The 22,708-nt window shown below is 61.0% G+C and carries 20 protein-coding genes; 11 read left to right on the top strand and 9 right to left on the bottom strand.

Going from position 1 to position 22,708, the window contains the following annotated elements; genetic code table 11:
- Window positions 1–64: 64 nt before the first annotated feature.
- The 7 genes from hydA to tkt form a co-directional block, all read right to left on the bottom strand.
- A complete protein-coding gene (gene hydA / locus Q9290_RS01545) occupies window positions 65–1,486 on the bottom strand; it encodes a dihydropyrimidinase (protein ID WP_306077869.1) in 1,422 nt (473 codons plus the stop codon).
- Window positions 1,487–1,866: 380 nt separating this feature from the next.
- Window positions 1,867–2,562 carry a GntR family transcriptional regulator gene (locus Q9290_RS01540; protein WP_306077868.1) on the bottom strand — a complete coding sequence of 232 codons (696 nt, stop codon included), beginning with the start codon at window positions 2,560–2,562 and terminating at the stop codon, window positions 1,867–1,869.
- Window positions 2,563–2,750: 188 nt separating this feature from the next.
- Window positions 2,751–3,482 (bottom strand): maleate cis-trans isomerase family protein, encoded by a 732-nt coding sequence (locus Q9290_RS01535; protein ID WP_306077867.1) that lies wholly within the window; start codon window positions 3,480–3,482, stop codon window positions 2,751–2,753.
- A gap of 38 nt (window positions 3,483–3,520) precedes the next feature.
- Window positions 3,521–4,801 (bottom strand): TRAP transporter large permease, encoded by a 1,281-nt coding sequence (locus tag Q9290_RS01530; protein WP_306077866.1) that lies wholly within the window; start codon window positions 4,799–4,801, stop codon window positions 3,521–3,523.
- Entirely contained in the window at window positions 4,798–5,355 is a 558-nt protein-coding gene (locus Q9290_RS01525) for a TRAP transporter small permease (protein WP_306077865.1), read from the bottom strand. The genes Q9290_RS01530 and Q9290_RS01525 overlap by 4 nt, the downstream gene beginning before the upstream one ends.
- On the bottom strand, window positions 5,352–6,362 hold the full coding sequence (locus tag Q9290_RS01520) for a TRAP transporter substrate-binding protein (RefSeq protein ID WP_306077864.1): 1,011 nt from the start codon (window positions 6,360–6,362) through the stop codon (window positions 5,352–5,354). The genes Q9290_RS01525 and Q9290_RS01520 overlap by 4 nt, the downstream gene beginning before the upstream one ends.
- Before the next feature lie 300 nt (window positions 6,363–6,662).
- Window positions 6,663–8,660, bottom strand: a complete 1,998-nt coding sequence (tkt, locus tag Q9290_RS01515) for a transketolase (protein WP_306077863.1) — start codon at window positions 8,658–8,660, stop codon at window positions 6,663–6,665.
- Between the two features lie 239 nt (window positions 8,661–8,899).
- Here tkt and metK point away from each other — a divergent pair, with 239 nt between their 5' ends.
- The 8 genes from metK (at window position 8,900) to ruvX (ending at window position 15,295) form a co-directional block, all read left to right on the top strand.
- Window positions 8,900–10,057, top strand: coding sequence for a methionine adenosyltransferase (gene metK / locus Q9290_RS01510; RefSeq protein WP_306077862.1), 1,158 nt, complete (start codon window positions 8,900–8,902; stop codon window positions 10,055–10,057).
- A 533-nt stretch (window positions 10,058–10,590) separates the two neighbouring features.
- Window positions 10,591–11,103, top strand: a complete 513-nt coding sequence (locus tag Q9290_RS01505; protein ID WP_306077861.1) for a SprT family zinc-dependent metalloprotease — start codon at window positions 10,591–10,593, stop codon at window positions 11,101–11,103.
- Window positions 11,100–11,570 (top strand): peroxiredoxin, encoded by a 471-nt coding sequence (locus tag Q9290_RS01500; RefSeq protein ID WP_306077860.1) that lies wholly within the window; start codon window positions 11,100–11,102, stop codon window positions 11,568–11,570. Before Q9290_RS01505 ends, Q9290_RS01500 begins: the two co-directional genes overlap by 4 nt.
- Window positions 11,571–11,958: 388 nt before the next feature.
- Window positions 11,959–12,606 (top strand): endonuclease, encoded by a 648-nt coding sequence (locus tag Q9290_RS01495; RefSeq protein WP_371930886.1) that lies wholly within the window; start codon window positions 11,959–11,961, stop codon window positions 12,604–12,606.
- The gene (gene rsmE / locus Q9290_RS01490) at window positions 12,584–13,315 is read left to right on the top strand and encodes a 16S rRNA (uracil(1498)-N(3))-methyltransferase (protein WP_306077858.1); all 732 of its coding nucleotides are present in this window, start codon (window positions 12,584–12,586) and stop codon (window positions 13,313–13,315) included. The genes Q9290_RS01495 and rsmE overlap by 23 nt, the downstream gene beginning before the upstream one ends.
- On the top strand, window positions 13,312–14,259 hold the full coding sequence (gshB, locus tag Q9290_RS01485) for a glutathione synthase (RefSeq protein WP_306077857.1): 948 nt from the start codon (window positions 13,312–13,314) through the stop codon (window positions 14,257–14,259). The genes rsmE and gshB overlap by 4 nt, the downstream gene beginning before the upstream one ends.
- Before the next feature lie 68 nt (window positions 14,260–14,327).
- Window positions 14,328–14,882: a YqgE/AlgH family protein gene (locus Q9290_RS01480; protein ID WP_306077856.1), complete on the top strand. Its 555-nt coding sequence runs from the start codon at window positions 14,328–14,330 to the stop codon at window positions 14,880–14,882.
- Window positions 14,879–15,295: a Holliday junction resolvase RuvX gene (gene ruvX / locus Q9290_RS01475; RefSeq protein WP_306077855.1), complete on the top strand. Its 417-nt coding sequence runs from the start codon at window positions 14,879–14,881 to the stop codon at window positions 15,293–15,295. Before Q9290_RS01480 ends, ruvX begins: the two co-directional genes overlap by 4 nt.
- A gap of 43 nt (window positions 15,296–15,338) precedes the next feature.
- Here the strand turns inward: ruvX and Q9290_RS01470 are convergent, their stop codons facing one another.
- Entirely contained in the window at window positions 15,339–15,923 is a 585-nt protein-coding gene (locus Q9290_RS01470) for a response regulator transcription factor (RefSeq protein ID WP_306077854.1), read from the bottom strand.
- Window positions 15,923–17,575, bottom strand: a complete 1,653-nt coding sequence (locus Q9290_RS01465) for a PhnD/SsuA/transferrin family substrate-binding protein (protein WP_306078175.1) — start codon at window positions 17,573–17,575, stop codon at window positions 15,923–15,925. Before Q9290_RS01465 ends, Q9290_RS01470 begins: the two co-directional genes overlap by 1 nt.
- A gap of 186 nt (window positions 17,576–17,761) precedes the next feature.
- On the opposite strand from Q9290_RS01465, the gene dsrO reads away from it, so the two are divergent.
- The 3 genes from dsrO to Q9290_RS01450 are packed head-to-tail and all read left to right on the top strand — an operon-like array spanning window position 17,762 to window position 22,611.
- On the top strand, window positions 17,762–18,478 hold the full coding sequence (gene dsrO / locus Q9290_RS01460; protein WP_306077853.1) for a sulfate reduction electron transfer complex DsrMKJOP subunit DsrO: 717 nt from the start codon (window positions 17,762–17,764) through the stop codon (window positions 18,476–18,478).
- 16 nt (window positions 18,479–18,494) lie between these two features.
- Window positions 18,495–19,550 (top strand): NrfD/PsrC family molybdoenzyme membrane anchor subunit, encoded by a 1,056-nt coding sequence (nrfD, locus tag Q9290_RS01455; protein WP_306077852.1) that lies wholly within the window; start codon window positions 18,495–18,497, stop codon window positions 19,548–19,550.
- Window positions 19,543–22,611 carry a molybdopterin dinucleotide binding domain-containing protein gene (locus Q9290_RS01450; RefSeq protein WP_306077851.1) on the top strand — a complete coding sequence of 1,023 codons (3,069 nt, stop codon included), beginning with the start codon at window positions 19,543–19,545 and terminating at the stop codon, window positions 22,609–22,611. Before nrfD ends, Q9290_RS01450 begins: the two co-directional genes overlap by 8 nt.
- Window positions 22,612–22,708: the final 97 nt, after the last annotated feature.

Here is a 22,708-nt window from a genome sequence, read left to right as displayed (position 1 = left end):
CTCTGTGAGTGGGCGGCCGATCCGTATTGAACCGGCCTGCCCGAAATCGTCCTTGTTCGCTTGCTCAGCGCCGCACCTTGGGTTTGGCCATGTCCGGCTTGCCGCAGGGCAAAAAGCGGCCATCACCGGCCTGGCCCAGCACCTCGCCGTCCCGCCACACCACCTTGCCCCGGCTCAGGGTCAGCACCGGCCAGCCGGTGACCACCTGACCCTCGTAGGGGGTGTAATCCACATCGTGATGCAGCAGTTCGTTCTGAATGACCACTTCACGCTTCGGATCCCAGATGGCGATATCGGCATCGGCGCCCACGGCAATGCTGCCCTTTTGCGGATACAGGCCGTAGAGCTTGGCCGGGTTGGTGGCGGTCAGCTCCACGAAGCGGTTGAGGGTAATGCGGCCCTTGTTGACCCCTTCCGAGAACAACAGCGGCAGCCGTGTTTCCAGGCCGGGAATGCCGTTGGGAATATAGGGAAAGTCCACCTCTTCGCCGTTCGGCTTCTTGCCCTGGGGGTCTTCGTAACGGAACGGGGCATGGTCAGACGAGAAGATGGTAAACAGACCGTCTTCCAGGCCGTCCCAGATCACCTGCTGGTTGGCTTCATCCCGGGGTGGCGGACTGCACACGCACTTGGCGCCTTCGTAGCCGTCAATACCCAGATCTTCGGCGGTCAGGAACAGGTACTGGGGGCAGGTTTCGGCGTAGATGCTGATGCCCTTGCTGCGGGCCCAGCGAATTTGCTCCACCGCCTCTTCACCGGACACATGCACAATCAGAATGGGCACGTCCACCAGCTCGGACAGGGCGATGACCCTGTGAGTGGCTTCCCGCTCCACCAGCATGGGGCGGGCGGCGGCATGGTATTTTGGCGCGGTGTGACCGGCGTCGATCAGCCGCTTGGTCAGCCAGCCGATGCAGTCGGCGTTTTCGGCGTGGATCATGGCCATGGCGCCTTCGTCCCGGGCCAGCGCCAGCACGTCGAGGATCTGACCGTCGTTGAGCTTGAGGTCGTCGTAGGTCATGTAAATCTTGAACGAAGTACAACCCTGGCGGATCAGCTCCGGCAGCTCTTCCTTGAGCACGGTTTCGGTGGGGTCACTGACGATCAGGTGAAAGGCGTAATCCACCACCGCCTTGCCCTCGGCACGCTGGTGGTAGTCTTCTACCGCCGCCTTCAGCGACTGGCCTTTTTCCTGGGCGGCAAAGGGCATGACGGTGGTAGTGCCGCCACAGGCTGCGGAGCGGGTGCCGGTGTAAAAGTCGTCGGCCATGCGCAGCCCGTCAGGCATCGGCTGATCCAGATGACAGTGGGCATCCACGCCGCCCGGCAGCACCAGCTGGCCACTGGCGTCAATCTCTTCCCTACCCTCGCCCAGGTTCAGGCCCAGAGCCACAATACGGCCGTCCTTGATACCGATATCACAGTCGGTTACGTCGGCGGCGGTGGCAATGCGGCCGTTTCGAATCACCAGATCAAACTCGGACATGGGTCACTCCTTGATGTTGTTCCAATCCACTAGATTGCATTCATAATTATGTATACGTAATTAATCATTGCTTGTTGAAGCTTTCAAACCGGTAGTAACGGGAATGTGAACGGGATCGCACAAACAAAACAAATTGTTAACAAGTGGGTTTTGTATAAAAAAGTGGCATGCCTTAAATGCGGACTCGCTAAAAAACAACTGGCTATCGCGGAGACACGATGTCGTTACCGGCAGTTGGGAAGAAAAAGCCAAGACGGTCAGGCAACAGCCGGAGCACCGGCTGGCAGAGAGGAAGAAAAAGAGATTAAAGAGAGAAAAAGAAAAACGAAGAAACCATCAAAAAAACAAGAGCGGGGCCTGGCGCCGCTCCGGCTAGCGGCTTAGCCCGCTTTTTGCTGTTTTTTCTCCAGTTCACTGACCAGCAGCTTGCCGGTATGCATGACGTGCTCGGCCAGAATGCGCCCTGCCCTGTCGCCGTCACCGGCTTTAAGAGCGTCCAGCAGTTGCTGATGCTCGGTCACGGACTCGTCCCAGCGATGATGAAAGCCAATGGCCAGATAACGACCCCGGCTGACCTTGTTCATCAGCTGATGATGCAGCTGGATCAGAGTGTCGTTGCCGGCAAGCTCGATAATCAGCCGGTGAATATGCTGGTTGATTTCGAAATACTGCTGCTTGTCCTGAGCCCGATGATAGCCTTCCAACTGATACTGCAGCCGGGTCAGCTGCTCCAGGTCGGCGGCCGTGGCCCGTTCGGCGGTGAGCTCGGCGGCACGGCGCTCCAGGGAACAAATGATTTCAAAGTGCTCGCGAATTTCGTCCGGCGTGATCACCGCCACCCGTGCGCCCCGGTTGGGCTCGATGGTGACAATGCCTTCCGAGTGCAGCACCTTGAGGGCTTCACGCAGCGGCGTGCGGGAGATATCCAGCTGTTTACACAGGGCCGGTTCATTGATGCGCTCCCCTTCTTTCAGCTCACCCTCGATGATCATGGTGCGCACGCAGTCGGCCACTTCCTCATGCAGCGAGCGTCGCCGCAGGGAACCCTGGCTCAGGGAATTCACACTGCTTGCCATATCGTGCTCCTGTTATATGAATGTTATTGATCGATTACCTTAATCCGTTGCCGGCCAAAACGGTATGCCCGAGGCGGACAAGGGTGATCTCAATCGCATTATGAATAAGAAATCACAAAAACAGCCTGGCAGGGAGTATGGCACTCGCCGACCAGGCCGCCTTCATTCATGAATTATATAATATATAATTACGGCTTAACCGAAAACAAAGAGCCCCACCCCTGGATCTGGCTCGGATCCGAGTCGGCCAGCAGCATGCCCTTCCACACACCGGTAGAGACGGTGTCGTAGATGGGAATACCCAGCTCTTTTTCCAGCCGAGCGGCCACCCGGGCGCCGCGGAGGTTGGTGCAGAAGATGGTGATGGCGTCACACTGGCCCTCGGCCGCTACCTCACGCACCATTTGCTCAATGGTCTCTTCGCTCACCTCGGAGAAGGAGAAGTTGCCCTTGTCATTGAGGTGGCGCTCGGCCACGCATTCAAAGCCGGCATCGGCGTAGGTGGCCACCACCTTTTTCTGCACATCGTGCAGGTAAGGGGTCACCAGGCCAAAGCGCTTGACGCCGGTAAGCTGGAACAGCTCGTTCAGCGCCAGCACCGAGGTGGTGGCGGGAATGCCGGTGGCGTCGGTAATGGCCTGGCACAGGATCTCGTCATCCTGAAAACCGCGCCAGCCGGACGAGGTGCCGCTCCAGGTAATGGACTGCACCTTGGCATCGGCCAGCAGCCGGGACGCCTGCAGAAAGGGCTCGTTGTCGAACTGGCTCAGGGCATGATCGGTCAGGGAAATCTCGGTCACCTTGAGGCGGCCAAAGTGGGCGCTGACGCCATCCACACCGTGCAGAATGTCGCCGGTCACCGGCTCCAGGGTAGTGTTGGAAGAAGGGGTCAGTACGCCCAGCAGAGTACGTTCAGTCATGGTTAGCTCCTTGCTTGTCATTATGTTTCATTCAGTTATCAGTAACCCAGGGCGTGCGGCAGGGCCGTCACTACCTCGGGGAAAATCCAGCACAGCGCCAGCACCAGGTATTGCAGGGCAATAAAGGGCCATACGTAGCGCAATAGTTGAGACATGGGTATTTTGGCGATGCCGCACATCACGAACAGCAACACCCCGACCGGCGGCGTCATCATGCCGATCACCAGGTTGAACACGAACAGAAAGCCGAAATACAGCGGGTCGATACCGTAGGCCAGCGCAATGGGCGCAAACAGCGGCACCAGCATGATGTAGGCGGCGTTCGATTCCAGGAACATGCCCACCACCAGCAACATCGCCATCACCAACGCCAGGAACACCTGGGGGTTGTCGGTAATGCTCTGAATGAGCTCCGACAGCCGCATCGGAATGAGATCGATGGTGAACAGGAAAGTCAGCGGTGTTGCAAAAGCGATCAGCGCACCCACCACTGCCGAGGTCACGGCGGCGCGGAACATGCAGCCGGGCAGATCAACCCAGGCCAGCTTGCGGGTCACCCATTTACCGATGATAAAGGCATACACCACGGCGATGGCCGCCCCTTCGGTCGCAGTAAAGACGCCGCCGACAATGCCGCCAATCACGATCACCGGCATCAGCATGATGGCCCCGGCCCGTTTGGTCTGCACCAGCAGGTTCTTCAGGCTGAAAGGTTCACCCGTGGGCGGGTAGCCCTTGCGGTGCGCAATCCAGGTCGACAGCACCATCATGCCCACCACCAGCAGCACACCCGGCACCACACCCGCCATGAACAGGCCACCCACGGAAACCGAAGAACCGGCCATCAGGGCGTAGACAATCATTGCCGCGCTGGGCGGAATGATGGGTCCCAGGTTGGACGCCGAGGCCACCACCGCCGAGCCAAAGCCCGCGTCGTAGTGCTTTTTCATCGCCGGCATCATGGTGGTACCCAGGGCACTGGCGCCCGCCACGGCAGCACCGGTGACCGAAGCCAGGCCCAGACCGGACAGCAGGGTGACGTGCGCCAGACCGCCCTTGACCCGGCCGACGAAGGCATTGGCAAAGTCGATGGTGCGTTGCATCACCTGACCGCCCACCATCAGCTCACCCGCCAGCATGAACAGCGGAATCGCCATCAGCGGAAAGGAGTTGACCGCATGCATCATGCGCTGGGGCAGCACCGACAGTTCAATGCCGCTCCAGGCCAGTCCACCCAGGGCCGCCAGGCCCAGAGAAAAGGCCAGGGGCATACCCAGCAGGGCCAGCACCAGGAACAGGATAATCGCCAGTGTGGTCATGCGGCTTCCTCCTTGTCAGCCCAGATATGGGCGCCTTGCCAGGCCATGAACAACAGATGCAGCAGGCCATGGCCACAGCTCAGCATCACCGGGATGTAAAACACCGAGGCACTGACCGGAATGGTGGGCATCAGCTCACCCCAACCGTCGATGGCCACCAGTACCGCCTGGTAACACACCACCACCATCAGCAGGCCGCTGACCAGCATCATCAGCCGGCTCAGCCCTTCCTGCACACGCGGTGACAGCTTGTTGGTCAGCACATCGATGCCCACATGAACGCCATGCTTGAGGCCATGGGGAATGGCCAGAAACACAGCCCAGACAAAAGCCAGACGTGACATTTCGTCGGCCCAGTCGATGGATTCGGCCAGCAGATAACGACAGAACACCTGAGCCGAGACCAGCAATACCATCACTGCCATACAGACGCAGATGGTATAGCGGGAGGCTGCATCCAGCCTCAGCAGGTACCGGCGGACCAGCGCCGCCGGTGCAGGCAGAGGCCCGGCTCCGTTCAGCATTTGCGGCTGCTCGGAATGACCGGTTGTCATGACTTGGCGTCCTCCAGTACGGCGTTCACCAGCTCATCACCGAGGCGATCTTTCAGCTCGTCGATAATGCCCGCGGTTTTGTCCTGCATCTGCTGGTGCAGTTCGGGGCTGACGCTGTTGAATTTCATGCCGGCGGCCACCAGCTGGTCCCGGGACTCCAGATCTTCCTCGGCGGCCTTTTCACGCTGCCACTCCACCGCCTTGGCCATGGCCTGGCGCACCGCCTGCTGCTCCTCGTCGGAGAGCTTGTCAAAACGACGCTTGTTGGCCACCACCACGATAAAGTCAAAGAAATGGCCGGTATCAGTCAGGTACTGCTGCACTTCCTGATAGTTGTTTTTGCGAATGATGCTGAAGGGGTTTTCCTGACCGTCGATGACGTTCTGCTGCAGGGCGGAATACACCTCGTTGATGCCCATGGAGGTCGGGCTGGCACCCAGAGCGCGGAAGGTTTTGAGATGGGTTTCGTTGGGCTGCAGCCGGATCTTGAGGCCGTCAAAGTCATCAATGGACTCGATAGGACGCACGCTGTTGGTGATGTGGCGCGGACCCAGCTCCATAAAGCCCAGGGCCACAAAGCCCTTGTCGGCCAGTTTTTCGTTAAGCAGATCCCCTACCCGGCCGTCGATCACCTTAAAGGCGGTTTCCCGGTCCTTGAACAGAAACGGCAGGCTCACCGCTTCCAGCTCGGGCACGGTGCGCGACAGAAAAGAGGCACCAATCCAGGTCATGTTGAGCACACCGGAACGCACCTGATCCACGTTCTCGGAGGCGCCGCCCAGCTGCATGGCCGGGAACAGGTTAACGTCAATATCACCGTCGGTGGCCGTCTCGACTTCCTTTTTAAACACTTCCATGGCGAGGGTGCTGGAGTGGTCCACGGCAAAGTTGCCGGCCACCCGCAGGGTCTCGGCATTCACCTGGGCGGTGGCCAGGGTGGCCCCCAGCGAAATCGTTAACAAACTCTTTTTAAAGAAACCGCCAAAAGCGTGTAGATTGTTTCCCATTACCTTCTCCTTGGTTTCGACGCCGCCGCGTCATTATGAATTCATAATTATATATACATTCCATTAACAGGCTGAGCAATGCCAATCACGGCGGAAAGCCTGACCCCATGTTCAAAAATAATCCCAAGATACTGTTCAGAAAGCACTTTCCCTTTAAGAGCAAATTTTCGCCGGTTAAAAAATTGTGATCAGGATCATTCACGCCTCCTGAGGACACCACAGTTTCATGGACTGCCTGAATGACGGGCACAAAAAAACCGGCTCGAAAGCCGGTTTTTGTCATTCATGGCGTTAGCTGGCTCAGGCCAGCAGGGCCTCGGCCTTCTCTACCACGTTGTCAGTGGTGAACCCGAACAGCTTGAACAGGTCGCCGGCAGGAGCCGACTCGCCAAAGCTGGACATGCCGATGATGTCACCACCAAAGCCCACGTACTTGAACCAGAAATCGCGAATGCCGGCTTCTACCGCCACACGCTTGGTCACGGCGGCGGGCAGCACGCTTTCACGGTACTCAGCGCTCTGGGCGTCAAACACGTCGGTAGACGGCATGGACACCACGCGTACGGCACGACCTTTTTCAGTCAGCTGCTCGGCGGCGGCCATGGCCAACTCGACCTCGGAGCCGGTGGCGATCAGGATCAGCTCGGGGGTGCCGGCGCAGTCGCGCAGCACATAGCCACCTTTGGCCACGTCGGCCAGCTGGGCCTCGGTACGCTCCATCTGGCCCAGACCCTGGCGGGAAAAGATCAGTGAGGTGGGGCCGTCCTTGCGCTCGATGGCGTGTTTCCAGGCCACGGCGGACTCCACCTGATCACAGGGGCGCCAGGTGCTCATGTTGGGGGTCAGACGCAGAGAGGCGATCTGCTCCACCGGCTGGTGGGTCGGGCCGTCTTCACCCAGACCAATGGAGTCGTGGGTATAAACAAAGATGGAACGCTGCTTCATCAGGGCGGCCATGCGCACGGCGTTGCGGGCATATTCCACAAACATCAGGAAGGTGCCGCCGTAGGGCACGAAACCACCGTGCAGGGCAATACCGTTCATGATGGCGCTCATGCCGAACTCACGCACACCATAGTGCAGGTAGTTGCCCGACGCGTCGTCGGCGCTGATGGCCTTTGAAGCCTTGTGCATGGTCAGGTTGGAAGGAGCCAGGTCGGCACTGCCGCCCAGAAGCTCGGGCAGCAGGTTGCCAAAGGCGTCGAGGGCGTTCTGGGACGCCTTGCGGGTGGCGATCTTGGCCGGCGCGGCCTGCAGGCCCTTGATGAAATCGGCGCTCTGCTGTTCCCAGTCGGCAGGCAGTTCACCGTTCAGGCGGCGCTTGAGCTCGGCGGCCAGCTCGGGAAACTCGGCGGCATAGGCGTCGAATTTGGCATTCCAGCCAGCTTCCAGCTCGGCACCCTTGGCCTTGGCGTCCCACTCGCCGTAAACCTCGGCAGGGATTTCAAAGGGGGCGTAATGCCAGCCCAGCTGCTCGCGGGTGGCGGCAATTTCATCTTCACCCAGAGGCGCGCCGTGGCAGTCGTGGCTGCCGCCCTTGTTGGGCGAGCCGAAGCCGATCACGGTCTTGCAGCAGATCAGGGTCGGACGAGTGGTATCGGCACGGGCGGCCTCGATGGCGGCGGCCACAGCGGCGCTGTCGTGGCCGTCGACGGCGGGGATTACCTGCCAGCCGTAGGCTTCGAAGCGCTTGGGAGTGTCGTCGCTGAACCAGCCGTCCACTTCACCGTCGATGGAGATGCCGTTGTCATCCCAGAAGGCAATCAGCTTGCCCAGGCCCAGCGTACCGGCCAGGGAGCAGGCTTCGTGGGAAATGCCTTCCATCAGGCAGCCGTCGCCCAGGAAGGTATAGGTGAAGTGATCCACTACCTCATGGCCGGGCTGGTTGAACTGGGCCGCCAGGGCCTTTTCTGCGATGGCCATGCCCACGGCATTGGTAATACCCTGACCCAGGGGGCCGGTGGTGGTTTCCACGCCCGGGGCGTAGCCGTATTCCGGGTGGCCGGGGGTCTTGGAGTGCAGCTGGCGGAACTGTTTCAGATCGTCGATGGACAGCTCGTAGCCGGTCAGGTGCAGCAGGGAGTACAGCAGCATGGAACCGTGGCCGTTGGACAGAATAAAGCGGTCGCGGTCGGCCCAGTTCGGGTTGGCCGGGTTGTGCTGCAGGTAATCACGCCACAACACCTCGGCGATATCCGCCATGCCCATGGGGGCTCCGGGGTGACCGGAATTGGCTTTCTGTACCGCATCCATACTGAGCGCGCGCACGGCATTGGCCAGCACTTGACGAGAAGGCATCGACATCTCCTGAGAAATTCTTTAAAGAAGGGTGAACAAAACGGCGGTTATTGTCCCAAAGACGGCCGGGTGGCGCAAATTATTCTCCCCAAGACCCACTGCGGGGCGCCGGGCCGGTCACACATTTTTCTGGCAATCCCGCCCTCGCCTCTCTAAAATAGCCGTCCAGATGTTAATACCGCCATTTGCGCGGTCACTGACAACGCCAAATTCATTACATTTTCAGGAAGTGAAGTAACATGGCCAGACTGTTTACCTCCGAGTCCGTGTCCGAAGGTCATCCCGACAAGATTGCCGACCAGATCTCCGATGCGGTCCTCGACGCCATTATCAAGCAGGACCCCAAGGCCCGCGTGGCCTGCGAAACCTACGTCAAGACCGGCATGGTCATCGTGGGCGGCGAAATCTCCACCAGCGCCTGGGTCGACATCGAAGAGCTAGCCCGCCGCACCGTGCGTGAAATTGGCTACACCAGCTCCGACATGGGTTTTGACGGTGACAGCTGCGCCGTACTCAACGCCATTGGCAAGCAGTCGCCCGACATCGCCATGGGCGTGGACCGGGAAGACAAGGACCCCTACGCTCAGGGCGCCGGCGACCAGGGTCTGATGTTTGGTTACGCCTCCAACGAAACCGACGTACTGATGCCCGCCCCGGTGACCTACTCCCACCGTCTGGTCAAACGCCAGGCCCATGTACGCAAGGCCAAGGAGCTGCCCTGGCTGCGTCCGGACGCCAAGTCTCAGGTGACCTTTGTTTATGACGACGGCAAGCCGGTAGGCATCGACACAGTGGTGCTGTCTACCCAGCACAGCCCCGACATCGATCAGGCCACCCTGCGTGAAGCCGTGATGGAGCTTATCATCAAGCCGGTGCTGCCCGCCGAATGGCTGAGCAAGGACACCAAGTACCACATCAACCCCACCGGCCAGTTCATCATCGGCGGCCCCATGGGTGACTGTGGTCTGACCGGCCGCAAGATCATCGTGGACACCTACGGCGGCATGGCCCGTCACGGTGGCGGCGCCTTCTCCGGCAAGGATCCGTCCAAGGTGGACCGCTCCGCCGCCTATGCCGCCCGCTACGTGGCCAAGAACATAGTAGCCGCCGGCCTAGCCGACCGCTGCGAAATTCAGGTGTCCTACGCCATCGGCGTGGCCGAGCCCACCTCCATCAGCGTGGAAACCTTTGGCACCGGCAAGGTATCGGAAGAAGTTCTCGACGCCCTGGTGCGCGAGCACTTCGATCTGCGCCCCTACGGCCTCATTCAGATGCTGGACCTGAACCGTCCCATCTACCAGGCCACCGCCGCCTACGGTCACTTCGGCCGGGACGAGTTCCCCTGGGAGGCCACCGACAAGGCCGCCCTGCTGCGCGACGCCGCCGGCCTGAAGTAATCATCAAGGGGAAGCATTTGCTTCCCCTTTTTGTATTCGCTTGCTGATCCGTGCACTGTCGTTGGTCAAAGCGCACTGCTTCGCCGGCACGCCGTGATGACATGCCACTCAATGTTTCAAACCGCTGCGAACATACTGAATGTTCGGTCGGGTTGAAACATTTCGTCACGGCGAGCAAGCTCGCCCCATGTAGGCTCCGTTGCGCATCTGACCGCCAGGGATGGCGGGAATGCCGAACATGCAGGAGCAATTTTCGGCCATGGCGCAAAGGGCACGGCGAAGCAGACACCCTTTGCCCTCCTATATTCACTCGGAGCTGACTGACTGCAAACAGACAGCGCCAATGTTGCACGAAGCAGCAGTGGGGATTGCCGGAGCCGACCATAAAATGCCATGGATGGCATTTTCGAGCGCTACATGGAAGTACTTGAAGCGTGTCGGCGGAGCGCAACCGCGCTGATGTTTCGCAGTGCGATCCCTTTTGGCAACGTGTGTAAGCCCGGAGACAATTTATGGCTTACCGTTATACGAACATGAAACCAGACGATTCCTTATTTCAGCAAGTGCAAAACCGGGTTACCGAATGCCTGACGCTGGCCGAGCGCCATACCGGCCGGCGGTTTGAGCCGCCGGTCGTGCGTTTTAACCAACGTGGCCGGATTGCCGGCTCCGCCTGGACCGAACGCTGGGAGCTGCGCTTTAACCCGGTGCTACTGGCCGACAATGCTCAGGAATTTCTCACCGAAATCGTGCCTCACGAGGTGGCCCATCTGGTGGCCTTTGCCCTGCACGGCAAGGTACGGCCCCATGGCCGGGAGTGGCAGACCATCATGGCTGAGGTCTTTGGCCTGGAGCCCCGCACCCGGCACCGTTTGAATACCGAGAAGGTGGCCCCGGTTTTTCGCTATGATTGCGGCTGCCGCATTCACAAGCTCAGCCTGCGCCGGCACAACAGCGTGCTGCGCGGCCAGAAACGCTATCAGTGTCTGCACTGCGGTCAGCCATTAGCCCGAGTGAAAGCCCCACACAAAAGGAAAACAACATGATTCAGCCCGGCACTACCCTGCCCCTGCACGACTTCACCTTTATCACCGAAAGCGGCAAAACCAGCGCCGACACTCAAAGTCTGTTCGCCAACAAAAAGGCGATTATCTTTGCCGTGCCCGGCGCCTTTACCCCAACCTGTTCAAAGTCACACCTGCCAGGCTTTGTCACCCTTCAGGATCAATACCAGAACAAGGGCGTGGCGCTGTTTTGCCTGTCGGTGAACGACGCCTTCGTGATGCGCGCCTGGCAGCAAAGTCAGAACGCCGAAGCCATTACCATGCTGGCCGACGGCGCCGGCAGCTTTACAAAGGCTATGGGACTGGCCAAGGACACCGGCGAGTTCGGCGGCCTGCGTGCCCAGCGCTTTGCCCTGGTAGTGGACAACGGCGTGGTGACTCAGGTGTGCGTGGAGGCCCCCGGTCAGTTTGAGGTGTCTTCTGCCGAGGCCATGCTGAAGCTGGTTTGATCATAAAAGTCATACCGGGCGCCGTCCCGGTACTATTACCCTTGTAACGACTGCCCAAAGAAGCAGCGGCAGGGATTGCCGTAGCCGACCATAAAATGCCATATATGGCATTTTCGAGCGTTCATGGGGCGAGCTTGCTCGCCGTGACGAAGTAAAAATGCCTGACCGAACATTGAGTATGTTCGCAGCAGGTATTTTTAGTGAGCGGCCTTCACCGAAGCGTGTCGGCGGAGGCAACTCTGCCGATGCTTCGTGAATTCCACTCCCCCTTTTCCCTTCCCCGCCGCCGGTGGTAAGCTTGCGCGCTTAAACAACATAACAATATTGAGTCGTGCGCTATTTTATTCTGATCCTGAGCCTGTGCTCCTCGCTGGCTTATGGCGAAGCCATGTCGTTTCGTCAGGCCAAAAAGGTGGCTCCGGGCATTTACACCGATCATCCGGTGAGCTTTTACTGTGGCTGCAATATCAAAAAGCAGGGCAAAAAACTGGTACCGGATCTGGCCGGTTGCGGCTACCGGGTACGTAAACAGGAGCGGCGAGCCAGCCGTATTGAGTGGGAACACGTGGTGCCCGCCTGGGAGTTCGGCCACCAGCGCCAGTGCTGGCAACAGGGCGGGCGCAAAAACTGCACCCGCAAGGATGCGCTGTTCAAGCAAATGGAAGGCGACCTGCACAACCTGGTGCCGGCGGTGGGCGAGGTCAACGGCGATCGCTCCAACTACCGCTTTTCCGAATGGAACGGCAAGCCGGTACAATATGGCCGCTGCCAGATGCTGGTGGACTTCAAGGCGCGCCGGGTACAACCGCCGCTGGAAAGCCGGGGGGCCATTGCCCGTACCTACCTGTACATGCAGCAGCAGTACAAGCTGAAAATTGCCCGCCAGCAGCAGAAACTGTTTGAGGTCTGGAACCGGCAATACCCGGCAAGCCTTTGGGAATGCGAGCGGGACAAGCGCATCAGCCGTATTCAGGGCAACCACAACCCCTTTGTTCAGGAGCAATGCAAAAACTATGCGTATACCCCGAATCCATGAGCCGGCCTCACTTGCCAGCGGCCAGGAGCTGACCCTGTCAGAAGACGGCGCCAATCACGTGGGGCGAGTACTGCGCATGCAGACCGGCCAAGCCCTGGTGCTGTTTAACGGCGAAGGGGGCCAGTACCACGCCGAAATCATTGAGGCCGGCAAAAAAAACGTGCGGGTACGCATTGGTGAATTTTGCGCCGACGAGGTGGAATCGCCGCTGCATTTTCACCTGGGCCAGGTGGTGAGCCGGGGCGACAAGATGGAGTTCACCATTCAGAAGTCGGTGGAGCTGGGCGTCAACGTCATTACCCCGCTGTTTTCCAGCCGCTGCGGCGTCAAGCTCACCGGCGAAAGGCTGGAGAAAAAACTGCAGCAGTGGCAAAAAATCGCCATCGCCGCCTGCGAGCAGTGCGGCCGCAACCGTATTCCGGAGATTCGCCCGGCCATGTCACTGGAACAATGGCTGGCTGAAGACACCAATGACCTCAAGCTCAACCTGCATCCGCGGGCCGAGTACAGCGTCAATACCCTGCCCGCCCCCGAGGCCGGCGTGCGCCTGCTGATCGGCCCCGAAGGCGGGCTGTCGGACGAGGAAATCGTCGCCGCCCGCGACCAGGGCTTTATTGATATACTGCTCGGACCGCGCGTGCTGCGCACCGAAACCGCGGCGCTCACCGCCATTACCGCCCTGCAATGCCGATTTGGAGATCTCGCATGACCATTAAACTGGGAATCGTGATGGACCCCATTCAGTCCATCAATATCAAAAAAGACACCAGCTTTGCCATGCTGCTGGAGGCCCAGCGCCGGGGCTATGAGCTGTGGTACATGGAAATGAGCGATCTCAGCCTGCGTGACGGCGAAGCCTATGGCAGCATGGCCCGGCTGTCGGTGACCGAGAATGCAAACCAGTGGTTCACCCTGGGTGAGCCCGAGCTCAATCCCCTGCACAGTCTGGACGTGATCCTGATGCGCAAGGATCCGCCGTTCGACACCGAATTCATTTATGCCACCTACCTGCTGGAACGGGCCGAAGGCGAAGGCACCCTGATCATCAACAAGCCCCAGAGCCTGCGCGACGCCAACGAAAAGCTCTACACCGCCTGGTTTTCGTCCCACACCCCCAGCACCCTGGTGACCCGCAAGGCCGCCGACATTCGCGCCTTTCACGCCGAACACAAGGACGTCATTCTCAAGCCTCTGGATGGCATGGGCGGTGCCTCCATTTTCCGGGTCAAGGAAGACGATCCCAATCTGGGGGTGATCATCGAAACCCTCACCGAGCACGGCACTCGCTACTGCATGGTGCAAACCTACCTGCCCGCCATCAAGGACGGCGACAAGCGGGTGCTGGTGGTAGACGGCGAGCCGGTGCCCTACTGTCTGGCGCGTATTCCTCAGGGTGGCGAAACCCGGGGTAACCTGGCCGCCGGCGGCCGGGGCGAAGCCCGCCCGTTGAGCGACAGCGATCGCCGCATTGCCGAAGCGCTAGGGCCGGTACTGAAGAGCAAGGGGCTGATTTTTGTGGGCCTGGACATCATCGGTGACAAGCTCACCGAGGTGAATGTGACCAGTCCCACCTGCGTGCGCGAGATTGAGGCCGCCTTCCCGGTCAACATTACCGGCATGCTGATGGACGCCATTGAAAAGCGGCTATCCTGACAATACGACCTTCTTCGTCATGGCCGGCTCGCGCCGGCCCGTGTTATCAACACCGAAACCGAGACAACATGGATTCACTGGAACATCACTTTCTCATCGCCATGCCCAGCCTCAAGGATCCCTTCTTTGCCGGCTCCGTGACCTACATCTGCGAGCACAACGAAGAAGGTGCCATGGGGCTGGTGATCAACATTCCGGTCGAGATGCAGTTGCACGAGCTGCTGCACCAGCTGGAGCTGGAGCCCGAGGATGTGCCCGAGCTGGATCAACCCGTGCTGCAGGGCGGCCCGGTGTCTGCCGACCGGGGCTTTGTGCTGCACACCCCGGTCGACGGCTTTGGCTCCAGCCGGCAGCTGTCCGATGATCTGATGGTCACCACCTCCCGCGACGTGCTGGAAAGCCTGGGCACCGACGAGGCCCCGGAAAAATACCTGGTGACCCTGGGTTACGCCGGCTGGACCCCAGGCCAGCTGGAGCAGGAGCTGGTGGAAAACAGCTGGCTGACGGTGCCCGCCGACAGCCAGCTGATCTTCGACACCCCCATCGGCCAGCGCTGGCATCAGGCCATTGGGCGCCTGGGCATCGACTCCCGCCAGCTGTCTTCCCAGGTAGGTCATGCATGAGCCGCACCCTGCTGGGCTTTGACTACGGCCTGAAAAGCATCGGCGTGGCGGTAGGACAGGAGCTGACCGCCAGTGCCCGGCCACTGCTGGCACTCAAGGCCAACGACGGCGTACCCAACTGGGACCAGATCGAGAAACTGCTGAAGGAATGGCAGCCCAATCTGCTGGTGGTGGGCCTGCCACTCAACATGGACGGCACCGAGCAGGACATCAGTCGCCGGGCCCGCAAGTTCGCCAACCGGCTGCACGGCCGCTTTGGCCTGCCGGTGGAGCTGCAGGACGAGCGCCTGACCACCACCGACGCCCGCGCCCGGTTGTTTGAAGCCGGCGGCTACAAGGCCCTGGGCAAGGACGCCGTGGACGCCGTCTCGGCCCAGTTGATTCTGGAATCCTGGATGGAAGCGAACCCGTGAGGGGTGAGGAGACCATATCCCCTCACCCCTTACCCCTCACGTTTTACCCCTGATACAGCTGCCAGCAGTGCAGCAATTCGGCCATGTTGGCCGCTTCCAGCTTGTTCATGGCCGAGGCCCTGTGCACCTCCACGGTACGCACCGCCACACACAGGCTTTCGGCAATGGCCTTGTTGGTGAGCCCCTGGGCCACCAGGCTCACCACTTCATGCTCCCGGGCAGACAGCCGGGCAAAACGTTGCCGGGCCTGTGACTGCGCCCCCAGCTCCCGGGCCTGCTGCTGGGCCCGGGCCAGCACGTCGGCCAGGCGGCGGGCATCCACCGGTTTTTCCAGAAAGTCCACCGCTCCCAGTTTCATCGCTTCCACCGCCTGGGGCACATCGCCGTGGCCGGTGAGCAAAATCACCGCCACCGGGCACTGGCGGCGCCCCAGCTCCGCCAGTACCTCCAGCCCGTCCAGTTCCGGCATGGCCAGATCCAGCAGCAGCACCGCCTCGGCATCGTCGTCGAGCTCGTCCAAAAAGCGCGCCGGCTCGCTCCAGCCCTGGCTGTCATGGCCCATGGCCTTGAGCAAAAAGCCGTTGGCGGCCAGCACCTTGGGATCGTCATCCAGCAGGTAAATGTGCATTACTCCTCCTCGGGCAAAAACAGTTGGGCTTGGGTGCCGCCATTCACATTGTCCAGGGTCAGCCGGCCCCCCAGACGGCGCGCCAGCCGGTAACTGACCATCAGGCCAATGCCCATGCCGTGAATGCGGCTGGCCGGCAGGGTGTGGCCCAGGGCCTCGATCACTACAGGCGACACGCCGCCGGCATCGTCATCCACCGTCAGCCGCCAGCCGCCTTCTTCACGCCCGGCGGCAAGCCGCAAGCGGCCACCCTGGCCACGGCGCTCAAAGGCATCCAGGCTGTTGCCCAGCAAATTGGAAACGATTTGCTCCACCGCCGGCCGTACACTCAGCAGGGTACCCGGCCCGGCGTTAACCTCCAGCTTGACGCCCGCGGCGTTGGCCCGAGGGGTAAGCCGCTGGGCCAGCTCCCGGCACAAATCCCGTGGTGCAAAGGCGTCGGCCCCCGGCAACGGCTGGCTGGCCCACTGGCGAAAGCGGCGAATAATGTCGGCGCCACGCTCGGTTTCACCGACGATATGGTCAAATACCTCTCGGCTGTTTTGCTCGGCCGTCATCAGCTCACCAGCCTGGGCATAAGCCTGAATGGCCGACAACGGCTGGTTCAGCTCATGAGCCAGACCCGTGGCCATTTCCCCCAGCAGGGTGGCCTGGCGGGCCCGGGCCAGTTCCTGCTCCCGGCTCTGAATAAGGTGATGCAGCCGGTCGCGCTCATCGGTGCGCTTTAGCAGCAGCCGGGTGACCCGCACGTGGTGCAGGGCAATCACCAGCAGCACCAGCATCAGCCCGGCCAGCCACTGCCAGTAGCCAAGCAGTACGCTGCGCAACGTCTGCCAAGTGGGCGCCTCGCCGGCGTCGGGCCGCCAGTCGCGCAGCAACTGCTCTACTTCATCCAGCCGAATGGGCGCGCCCCACAGCGGCCGGCCTTGCTGCTCCTGGGCCAGCAAGGCCCGGGTCATGGCCCGCAACAACACTTCGTCATTCACATTCACGGCGGCAAAACTCCAGCCCGGATACAGCGGCGTGGAGCGCACGCAGGGCGCATCGGCCTGCACCATCAATGCTCTGAAGCCGGCGGGGTCCACCAGCCCTTCTTCGGCCATTTGCTCCAGGGTGCAGGCCGGGACCATGGCGGCATCCAGGGCGCCGTCGCGCAGTAAATAGACCAGCGCATCCACCGGATAGCCGCGAAACTGCAAATCCAGGCTGGCCAATGCCACACCACGCCGGCGCAACTGTTCCGCCACCAGCAGATAACCACCAAAGGCCTGCTCGTGAACCGCTCCTACCCGGCGTCCGGCCAATTGCTGGCTGGTGCTGATGCCAGTGTCGGCACGCACCAGCAGAGTGGCTGCCACGCTTTCCCGGGCCGAGCCAAAACGCGGGTCCAGCCAGGAGGCCAGCCAGTTCAGCCCCTGATGACGGCTCAGCACGTAATGGGCCGGATTGGTCACCACAAAATCAAGCCGGCCGTCGGCCAGGGCCTGATCCAGTTGTTGCTGGGTCAGAAAAACGCCGTCGAAATGATGCGCCGGCAGCGCCCGGTTCAGGCTGTCGATGACCGGCTGCCATTGCGCCCGCCCTTGGGCCTCACCCCGGTAGGCGAGAAAGCCAACCCGGTAATCCGCCCCCTGGGCCAGCGCCGGCAACATCAGCAAACCACCCATCCCCAGTAGCAGTAGACATCGCCAAAACCGTCTCATATGAGCAATTAAATAATTTGATATCAAATATAACTTGTCCTGGATCAAGCCCATGGGGTTATTGTGGAAAACCACAATAGAGTCGAACGCAACCCACCGTGACAATGGCGTTATTCCCTGTTTGAGGAGCCTCGGATGGACGCCAGCAAACGACAGTTTCTTAAAAATCTTACCGGCCTCACCGCCGGTGCCAGCCTGATTTCCGTCACCCAGGTGCAGGCTGCCCCAACCAGCAGCGGCAAACGCTACGGCATGGTGATCGATCTGCGCAAGTGCATTGGCTGCCAGGCCTGTACCGTCAGTTGCAGTATGGAAAACCTGCCGCCCGTGGGCCAGTTTCGCACCACGGTACAGCAATACGAGGTGCAGGTCGAAAACCGGACAGCCACCACTCAGGTGATGCTGCCCCGGCTTTGCAATCACTGCGCCAACCCGCCCTGCATTCCGGTGTGCCCGACCCAGGCCACCTACCAGCGCGACGACGGCATAGTGGTGGTGGACAACCAGCAGTGTGTGGGCTGTGCCTACTGCGTGCAGGCCTGCCCTTACGACGCCCGCTTCATTAACCACGATACCCAGACCGCCGACAAATGCACCTTTTGCGTGCACCGACTGGAAGTAGGCCTGCTGCCCGCCTGTGTGGAGTCCTGCGTGGGCGGTGCCCGGGTCATTGGCGATCTGAACGACCCGCACAGCAAGGCGCATGAGCTGCTGGTCGAGCATGCCGACGATATCAAGGTGCTCAAGCCCGAGCAGGGTACCAGCCCGCAGGTGTATTACATCGGCCTGGGGGACGAGTTTCTCGAGCGTATCGACGGTCAGCCGGGGCTCTGGTCTCCGGCTCACGCTTAACAACAAGAGGCTTATCATGATTGAGCTGTTAACCACCCATGCCGAAGCACCCTGGCTGCCCTGGGCCGTGCAGTATTTCTTTTTTATTGGTATTGCCGCCTGTGCCGCCCTGCTGCTGCCGCTGTCCCTCAACGCCAACAGTGCCTGGCATCCCTGGCGGGATCGGCTGGCGCTGGTGCTGGGCATCAGCGCCCTGGTGGGCCCGGTGGCGCTGCTGGCAGACTTACACCAGCCGGCCCGCTTCTGGCACTTTTACACTCAGCTGACGCCCAGCTCCTGGATGTGGCTGGGCGCACTGATTTTGCCGGTATTTGTGACGCTTTCACTGGTGGTCACCATCAACCTGCTGCGCACGCATCTCGAGTTTAAACAGCCCTGGATAAACCGCTGGCTGAACCTGCCGTTCTGGCCACAAGGCCGAATGCTGAGCATGCTGGCCTGGCTGTGCGCACTGTCGGCGCTGGGCATTTTGCTTTATACCGGCATGGAGATCATGGTGGTGCGCTCCCGGGCGCTGTGGCACACCGCCTGGCTGCCGGTCAACCTGCTGCTGACCGCCCTGCTGGCCCTGACCGGCCTGCTGATGCTGCTGGAGTGCCTGTTCCCGCGACAGCAAAACGCTGCCTTGCTGCGCCGTACCATGATAGCTGTGCTGGCAGCCCTGACCGTAACCGTATTGCTGTGGGCCATCACCGGTCAGTGGCAAAACGGCGATTCCTGGCGAGAAGCTCAGCGCCTGTTTACGAACTTTCCGTTCTGGCGGCACCTGATGCTGCTGTCGGTGGCCAGCGGCATGGCGCTCTGGTGGATTGCCGCCCTGCGCCTGAATCGCCCGCTTTCCACCTTGGACCTGCTGCCCGCGAGCCTGGCCATGCTGTGCGCCTGGGGCTTTCGCTGGGTGGTGCTGATGAATGTGCAGACGGTGCCCAAATACGGCGCCGGCCTGTATCACCTCGACCCTCAACTGTTGTCTTCCGCCGGCGTCATTGTGGCCGGCACCCTGGGCCTGTGGCTGGCGCTGGCCGGCGCGGTCTGGGCCCTGCTGGATAATTCAGGAGTCCGCCATGGATAAAAAACGACGCGCCCTGTTACAGGCGGGCATGATTGCCGGTGGTACCGGCGCCTTTGCCCTAGGCTATGCCACCCCGGTCAGCAAGGCCGTTAAGGGCCTGGTTAACGGCACCAGCGGTGTGCCCACCAATGACCGGATTGCCGGCAACGCCCTGGCCCCGGAGTTTATGATTGACGCCGCCGGCGAGCTGGTGATGGCAGAAAATCAGGTGGTCAGCCCGGTGCAGTGCTTTGGCTGCTGGACCCAATGCGGCCTGCGTGCCCGGGTCGATACCGTCAATAACAAGATACTGCGCATTGCCGGCAACCCATATCATCCGCTGTCCAACCCCAGACCGCCGGCTCAGGAAATCCCGGTGCGTGAAGTGTATAGCGATCTGGCCGGTGAAGCCGGGCTGGAGCAGCGCTCCACCGCCTGCGCCCGGGGTGCGGCCCTGGCCGAGCAACTGCAAAGCCCCTACCGGGTCACCCAAATACTCAAGCGCGCCGGCAAACGGGGCGAAGGCCAATGGCAGACCATTTCCCTTGAGCAGTTACTGCGGGAAATTACCGAGGGCGGCGATCTCTTTGGTGAAGGCCAGGTAGATGGCCTGAACGCCATTCGCGATCTCGACACCCCGGTGGACGCCAGCAATCCGGAGTTTGGCCCCAGAGCCAACCAGCTACTGGTGACCAACGCCGGCGACGAAGGCCGGGACAGCTTTCTCAAACGCTTTGCCTTTAACAGCTTTGGCACCCGCAACTTTGGCCACCACGGTGGCTATTGCGGCTTTGGCTTTCGCGCCGGGGCCGGGGCCGTGTTTAACGATCTGAAAAAGTTCGCCCACGGCAAGCCCGACTGGGATCACACCGACTTTGTGCTGTGCATCGGCACCTCACCGGCTCAGGCCGGCAACCCCTTTAAACGCCAGGGCCGGCAGCTGGCCGCTGCCCGCAGTGATGGCGGCCTGGACTATGTGGTGGTGGCTCCTACCCTGCCCAACAGCATCAGCCGGCTGAACGACGGCCGGGGCCGCTGGGTGCCCATCAAACCCGCCACCGACGATGCCCTGGCACTGGCGCTGATACGCTGGCTGATGGAAAACGACGGCATTAACGCCACTTATCTGGCCCAGCCCGGCCCCGAAGCGCAGGCCAAAGCCGGTCAGCCCAGCCACAGCAACGCCACCCACCTGGTGCTGCAGGCGCCGCATCCTCAGGCCGGCCGCTTTCTGACCGCCGCCGATCTCGATATGGGCGATGCCGGGACCCTGCTGGTGGTGGATGCCGGCAGCGGGGAGCTGATGGCCCACTCCAGCGGCCGCCCTGCCGCCCTCTGGGCAGAGCGGGAAGTTCACATCAACGACGAGCCGGTGCGGGTAAAATCGGCGCTGCAGTGCCTGCGGGAGTCGGCCTTTGCCCATTCCATAGAAGACTACAGTGCCCGCTGCGGCGTGCCGGTGAACATTATTGAAGGGCTGGGCCGGGAGCTGAAACGCCATGGCCCCAAAGCCGTGATTGATGCCCACGGCGGCATGATGAGCGGCAATGCCTTTTACACCGCCATGGCGGTGATGACCCTGAACACCCTGCTGGGTAATGTAAATGCCAAAGGTGGTCTGGCGCTGGGTGCCGGCGGCGTGGCAGCGGTGGAAAACGGCCCTCGTTACAACCTTGCCGAATTTGACGGCATGGTGGCCCCCAAGGGGCTGCTCCTGTCCCGCAACCGCTTTGCCTATGAAAACAGCAGCGAATATCAGCGCAAGGTCGCCGCCGGTGAAGCGCCTTATCCGTCCAAGGCGCCCTGGTTTTCATTTTCATCCCCCCTGCTCACCGAACACCTGGCGGCGGCCTTTGCGGGCTACCCCTACAAGCTCAAGGCCTGGATCAGCCACATGACCAACCCGCTGTACGGCATCAGTGGGGCTCAGGCGTTTTTGGGTGAAAAACTGAAAGATCCGAAAAACCTGCCGCTGTTTATCGCCGTCGACGGCTTTATCAACGAAACCACGGCGCTGGCAGACTACATAGTGCCCGACACCCTCACCTATGAGAGCTTTGGCTTCACCAAACCCTGGAGCGGCGTGCCCCAGGCCACCACCACGGCCCGCTGGCCGGTTGTCACACCGGCCACACCAAGACTTGCCAACGGCGATTATCTGGGGCTGGAAGCCTTTATCATCAACCTCGGCAAAACCATGGGGCTGCCGGGATATGGTGACAATGTCATTCGGGATCATCAGGGTAAACTGCACGGCCTTCACACCAGTGCCGATTTTTATCTGCGCGCTGCCGCCAACCTGGCCTTTGCCGGCACCCCGGTGCCCGATGCCAGCGCCGACGATCTTATGCTGACCAACGCCGCCCGGTTAATGCCGCTGATAGACAGCACCCTGGCACCGGACGAGCGGCGCAAGGTGGGCTTTGTGTTCAGCCGGGGCGGCCGTTTTGCCCCCTTTGAGTCGGGCTGGCAGGACGAGCTGATGAACAAGCGCACCAAAGACAGTTTGTGCATCTGGAACCCCACCATAGGCACCCGCATTCATTCCATGACCGGTGAACGGCTGTCGGGCTGTGCCGCCCTGTATGAGCCGCGCTTTGCCGACGGCAGTCCCATGCGCGAGCATTATTCCGAAGCCGAGTGGCCGCTGCTGGTGACTTCCTACAAGTCGCATCTGATGAGTTCATCCAGCATAGGGGCCGAGCGACTGCGCATGATCCACCCGGAAAACCCCATCAGTATTCACCGCAAGGATGCCGAGCGCGCCGGCATTGCGCACGGTCAGGCGGTACGGGTAACAACGCCGGGCGGCAGTGTGGAAGGTATTGCCTTGGTGCGGGACGGCATTATGGAAGGGGCCGTGGCCATTGAACACGGCTATGGTCACACCGAGCTGGGGGCCCGTGCCCATGTGATCAACGGCAAGCCTACCCCGGTCAATCCACGCCTGGGTGCCGGGGTAAATCAGAACGAGCTGGGACTGATGGATCCCACCCGCAAGGACGTGGCCAACGTCTGGCTGGACTGGACCAGTGGTGCCGCGGTACGACAGGGGCTGCCGGCGAAAATAGAAGCGATTTGATCACTGCGGGCTTGTAACGCCGTGTAACACCGTCGGCCAAAGGGCACTGTTTCTCCGACACGCCTAAACCCCTCCATGGCGCAGAGGGTCGGCTAAA

Origin of the sequence: Oceanimonas aquatica (genome assembly GCF_030732065.1) — a bacterium.
Classification (GTDB): domain Bacteria; phylum Pseudomonadota; class Gammaproteobacteria; order Enterobacterales; family Aeromonadaceae; genus Oceanimonas.
Note: the sequence above shows the minus strand (reverse complement) of the source record. Positions and strands in the feature narration are given on the sequence as shown.

Coding starts and splice junctions, on each gene's coding strand:
- hydA (WP_306077869.1), bottom strand. CDS start 1,486: ATGTCCGAGTTTGATCTGGTGATTCGAAACGGCCGCATTGCCACCGCC.
- Q9290_RS01540 (WP_306077868.1), bottom strand. CDS start 2,562: ATGGCAAGCAGTGTGAATTCCCTGAGCCAGGGTTCCCTGCGGCGACGC.
- Q9290_RS01535 (WP_306077867.1), bottom strand. CDS start 3,482: ATGACTGAACGTACTCTGCTGGGCGTACTGACCCCTTCTTCCAACACT.
- Q9290_RS01530 (WP_306077866.1), bottom strand. CDS start 4,801: ATGACCACACTGGCGATTATCCTGTTCCTGGTGCTGGCCCTGCTGGGT.
- Q9290_RS01525 (WP_306077865.1), bottom strand. CDS start 5,355: ATGACAACCGGTCATTCCGAGCAGCCGCAAATGCTGAACGGAGCCGGG.
- Q9290_RS01520 (WP_306077864.1), bottom strand. CDS start 6,362: ATGGGAAACAATCTACACGCTTTTGGCGGTTTCTTTAAAAAGAGTTTG.
- tkt (WP_306077863.1), bottom strand. CDS start 8,660: ATGCCTTCTCGTCAAGTGCTGGCCAATGCCGTGCGCGCGCTCAGTATG.
- metK (WP_306077862.1), top strand. CDS start 8,900: ATGGCCAGACTGTTTACCTCCGAGTCCGTGTCCGAAGGTCATCCCGAC.
- Q9290_RS01505 (WP_306077861.1), top strand. CDS start 10,591: ATGAAACCAGACGATTCCTTATTTCAGCAAGTGCAAAACCGGGTTACC.
- Q9290_RS01500 (WP_306077860.1), top strand. CDS start 11,100: ATGATTCAGCCCGGCACTACCCTGCCCCTGCACGACTTCACCTTTATC.
- Q9290_RS01495 (WP_371930886.1), top strand. CDS start 11,959: ATGTCGTTTCGTCAGGCCAAAAAGGTGGCTCCGGGCATTTACACCGAT.
- rsmE (WP_306077858.1), top strand. CDS start 12,584: ATGCGTATACCCCGAATCCATGAGCCGGCCTCACTTGCCAGCGGCCAG.
- gshB (WP_306077857.1), top strand. CDS start 13,312: ATGACCATTAAACTGGGAATCGTGATGGACCCCATTCAGTCCATCAAT.
- Q9290_RS01480 (WP_306077856.1), top strand. CDS start 14,328: ATGGATTCACTGGAACATCACTTTCTCATCGCCATGCCCAGCCTCAAG.
- ruvX (WP_306077855.1), top strand. CDS start 14,879: ATGAGCCGCACCCTGCTGGGCTTTGACTACGGCCTGAAAAGCATCGGC.
- Q9290_RS01470 (WP_306077854.1), bottom strand. CDS start 15,923: ATGCACATTTACCTGCTGGATGACGATCCCAAGGTGCTGGCCGCCAAC.
- Q9290_RS01465 (WP_306078175.1), bottom strand. CDS start 17,575: ATGTTGCCGGCGCTGGCCCAGGGGGCGGATTACCGGGTTGGCTTTCTC.
- dsrO (WP_306077853.1), top strand. CDS start 17,762: ATGGACGCCAGCAAACGACAGTTTCTTAAAAATCTTACCGGCCTCACC.
- nrfD (WP_306077852.1), top strand. CDS start 18,495: ATGATTGAGCTGTTAACCACCCATGCCGAAGCACCCTGGCTGCCCTGG.
- Q9290_RS01450 (WP_306077851.1), top strand. CDS start 19,543: ATGGATAAAAAACGACGCGCCCTGTTACAGGCGGGCATGATTGCCGGT.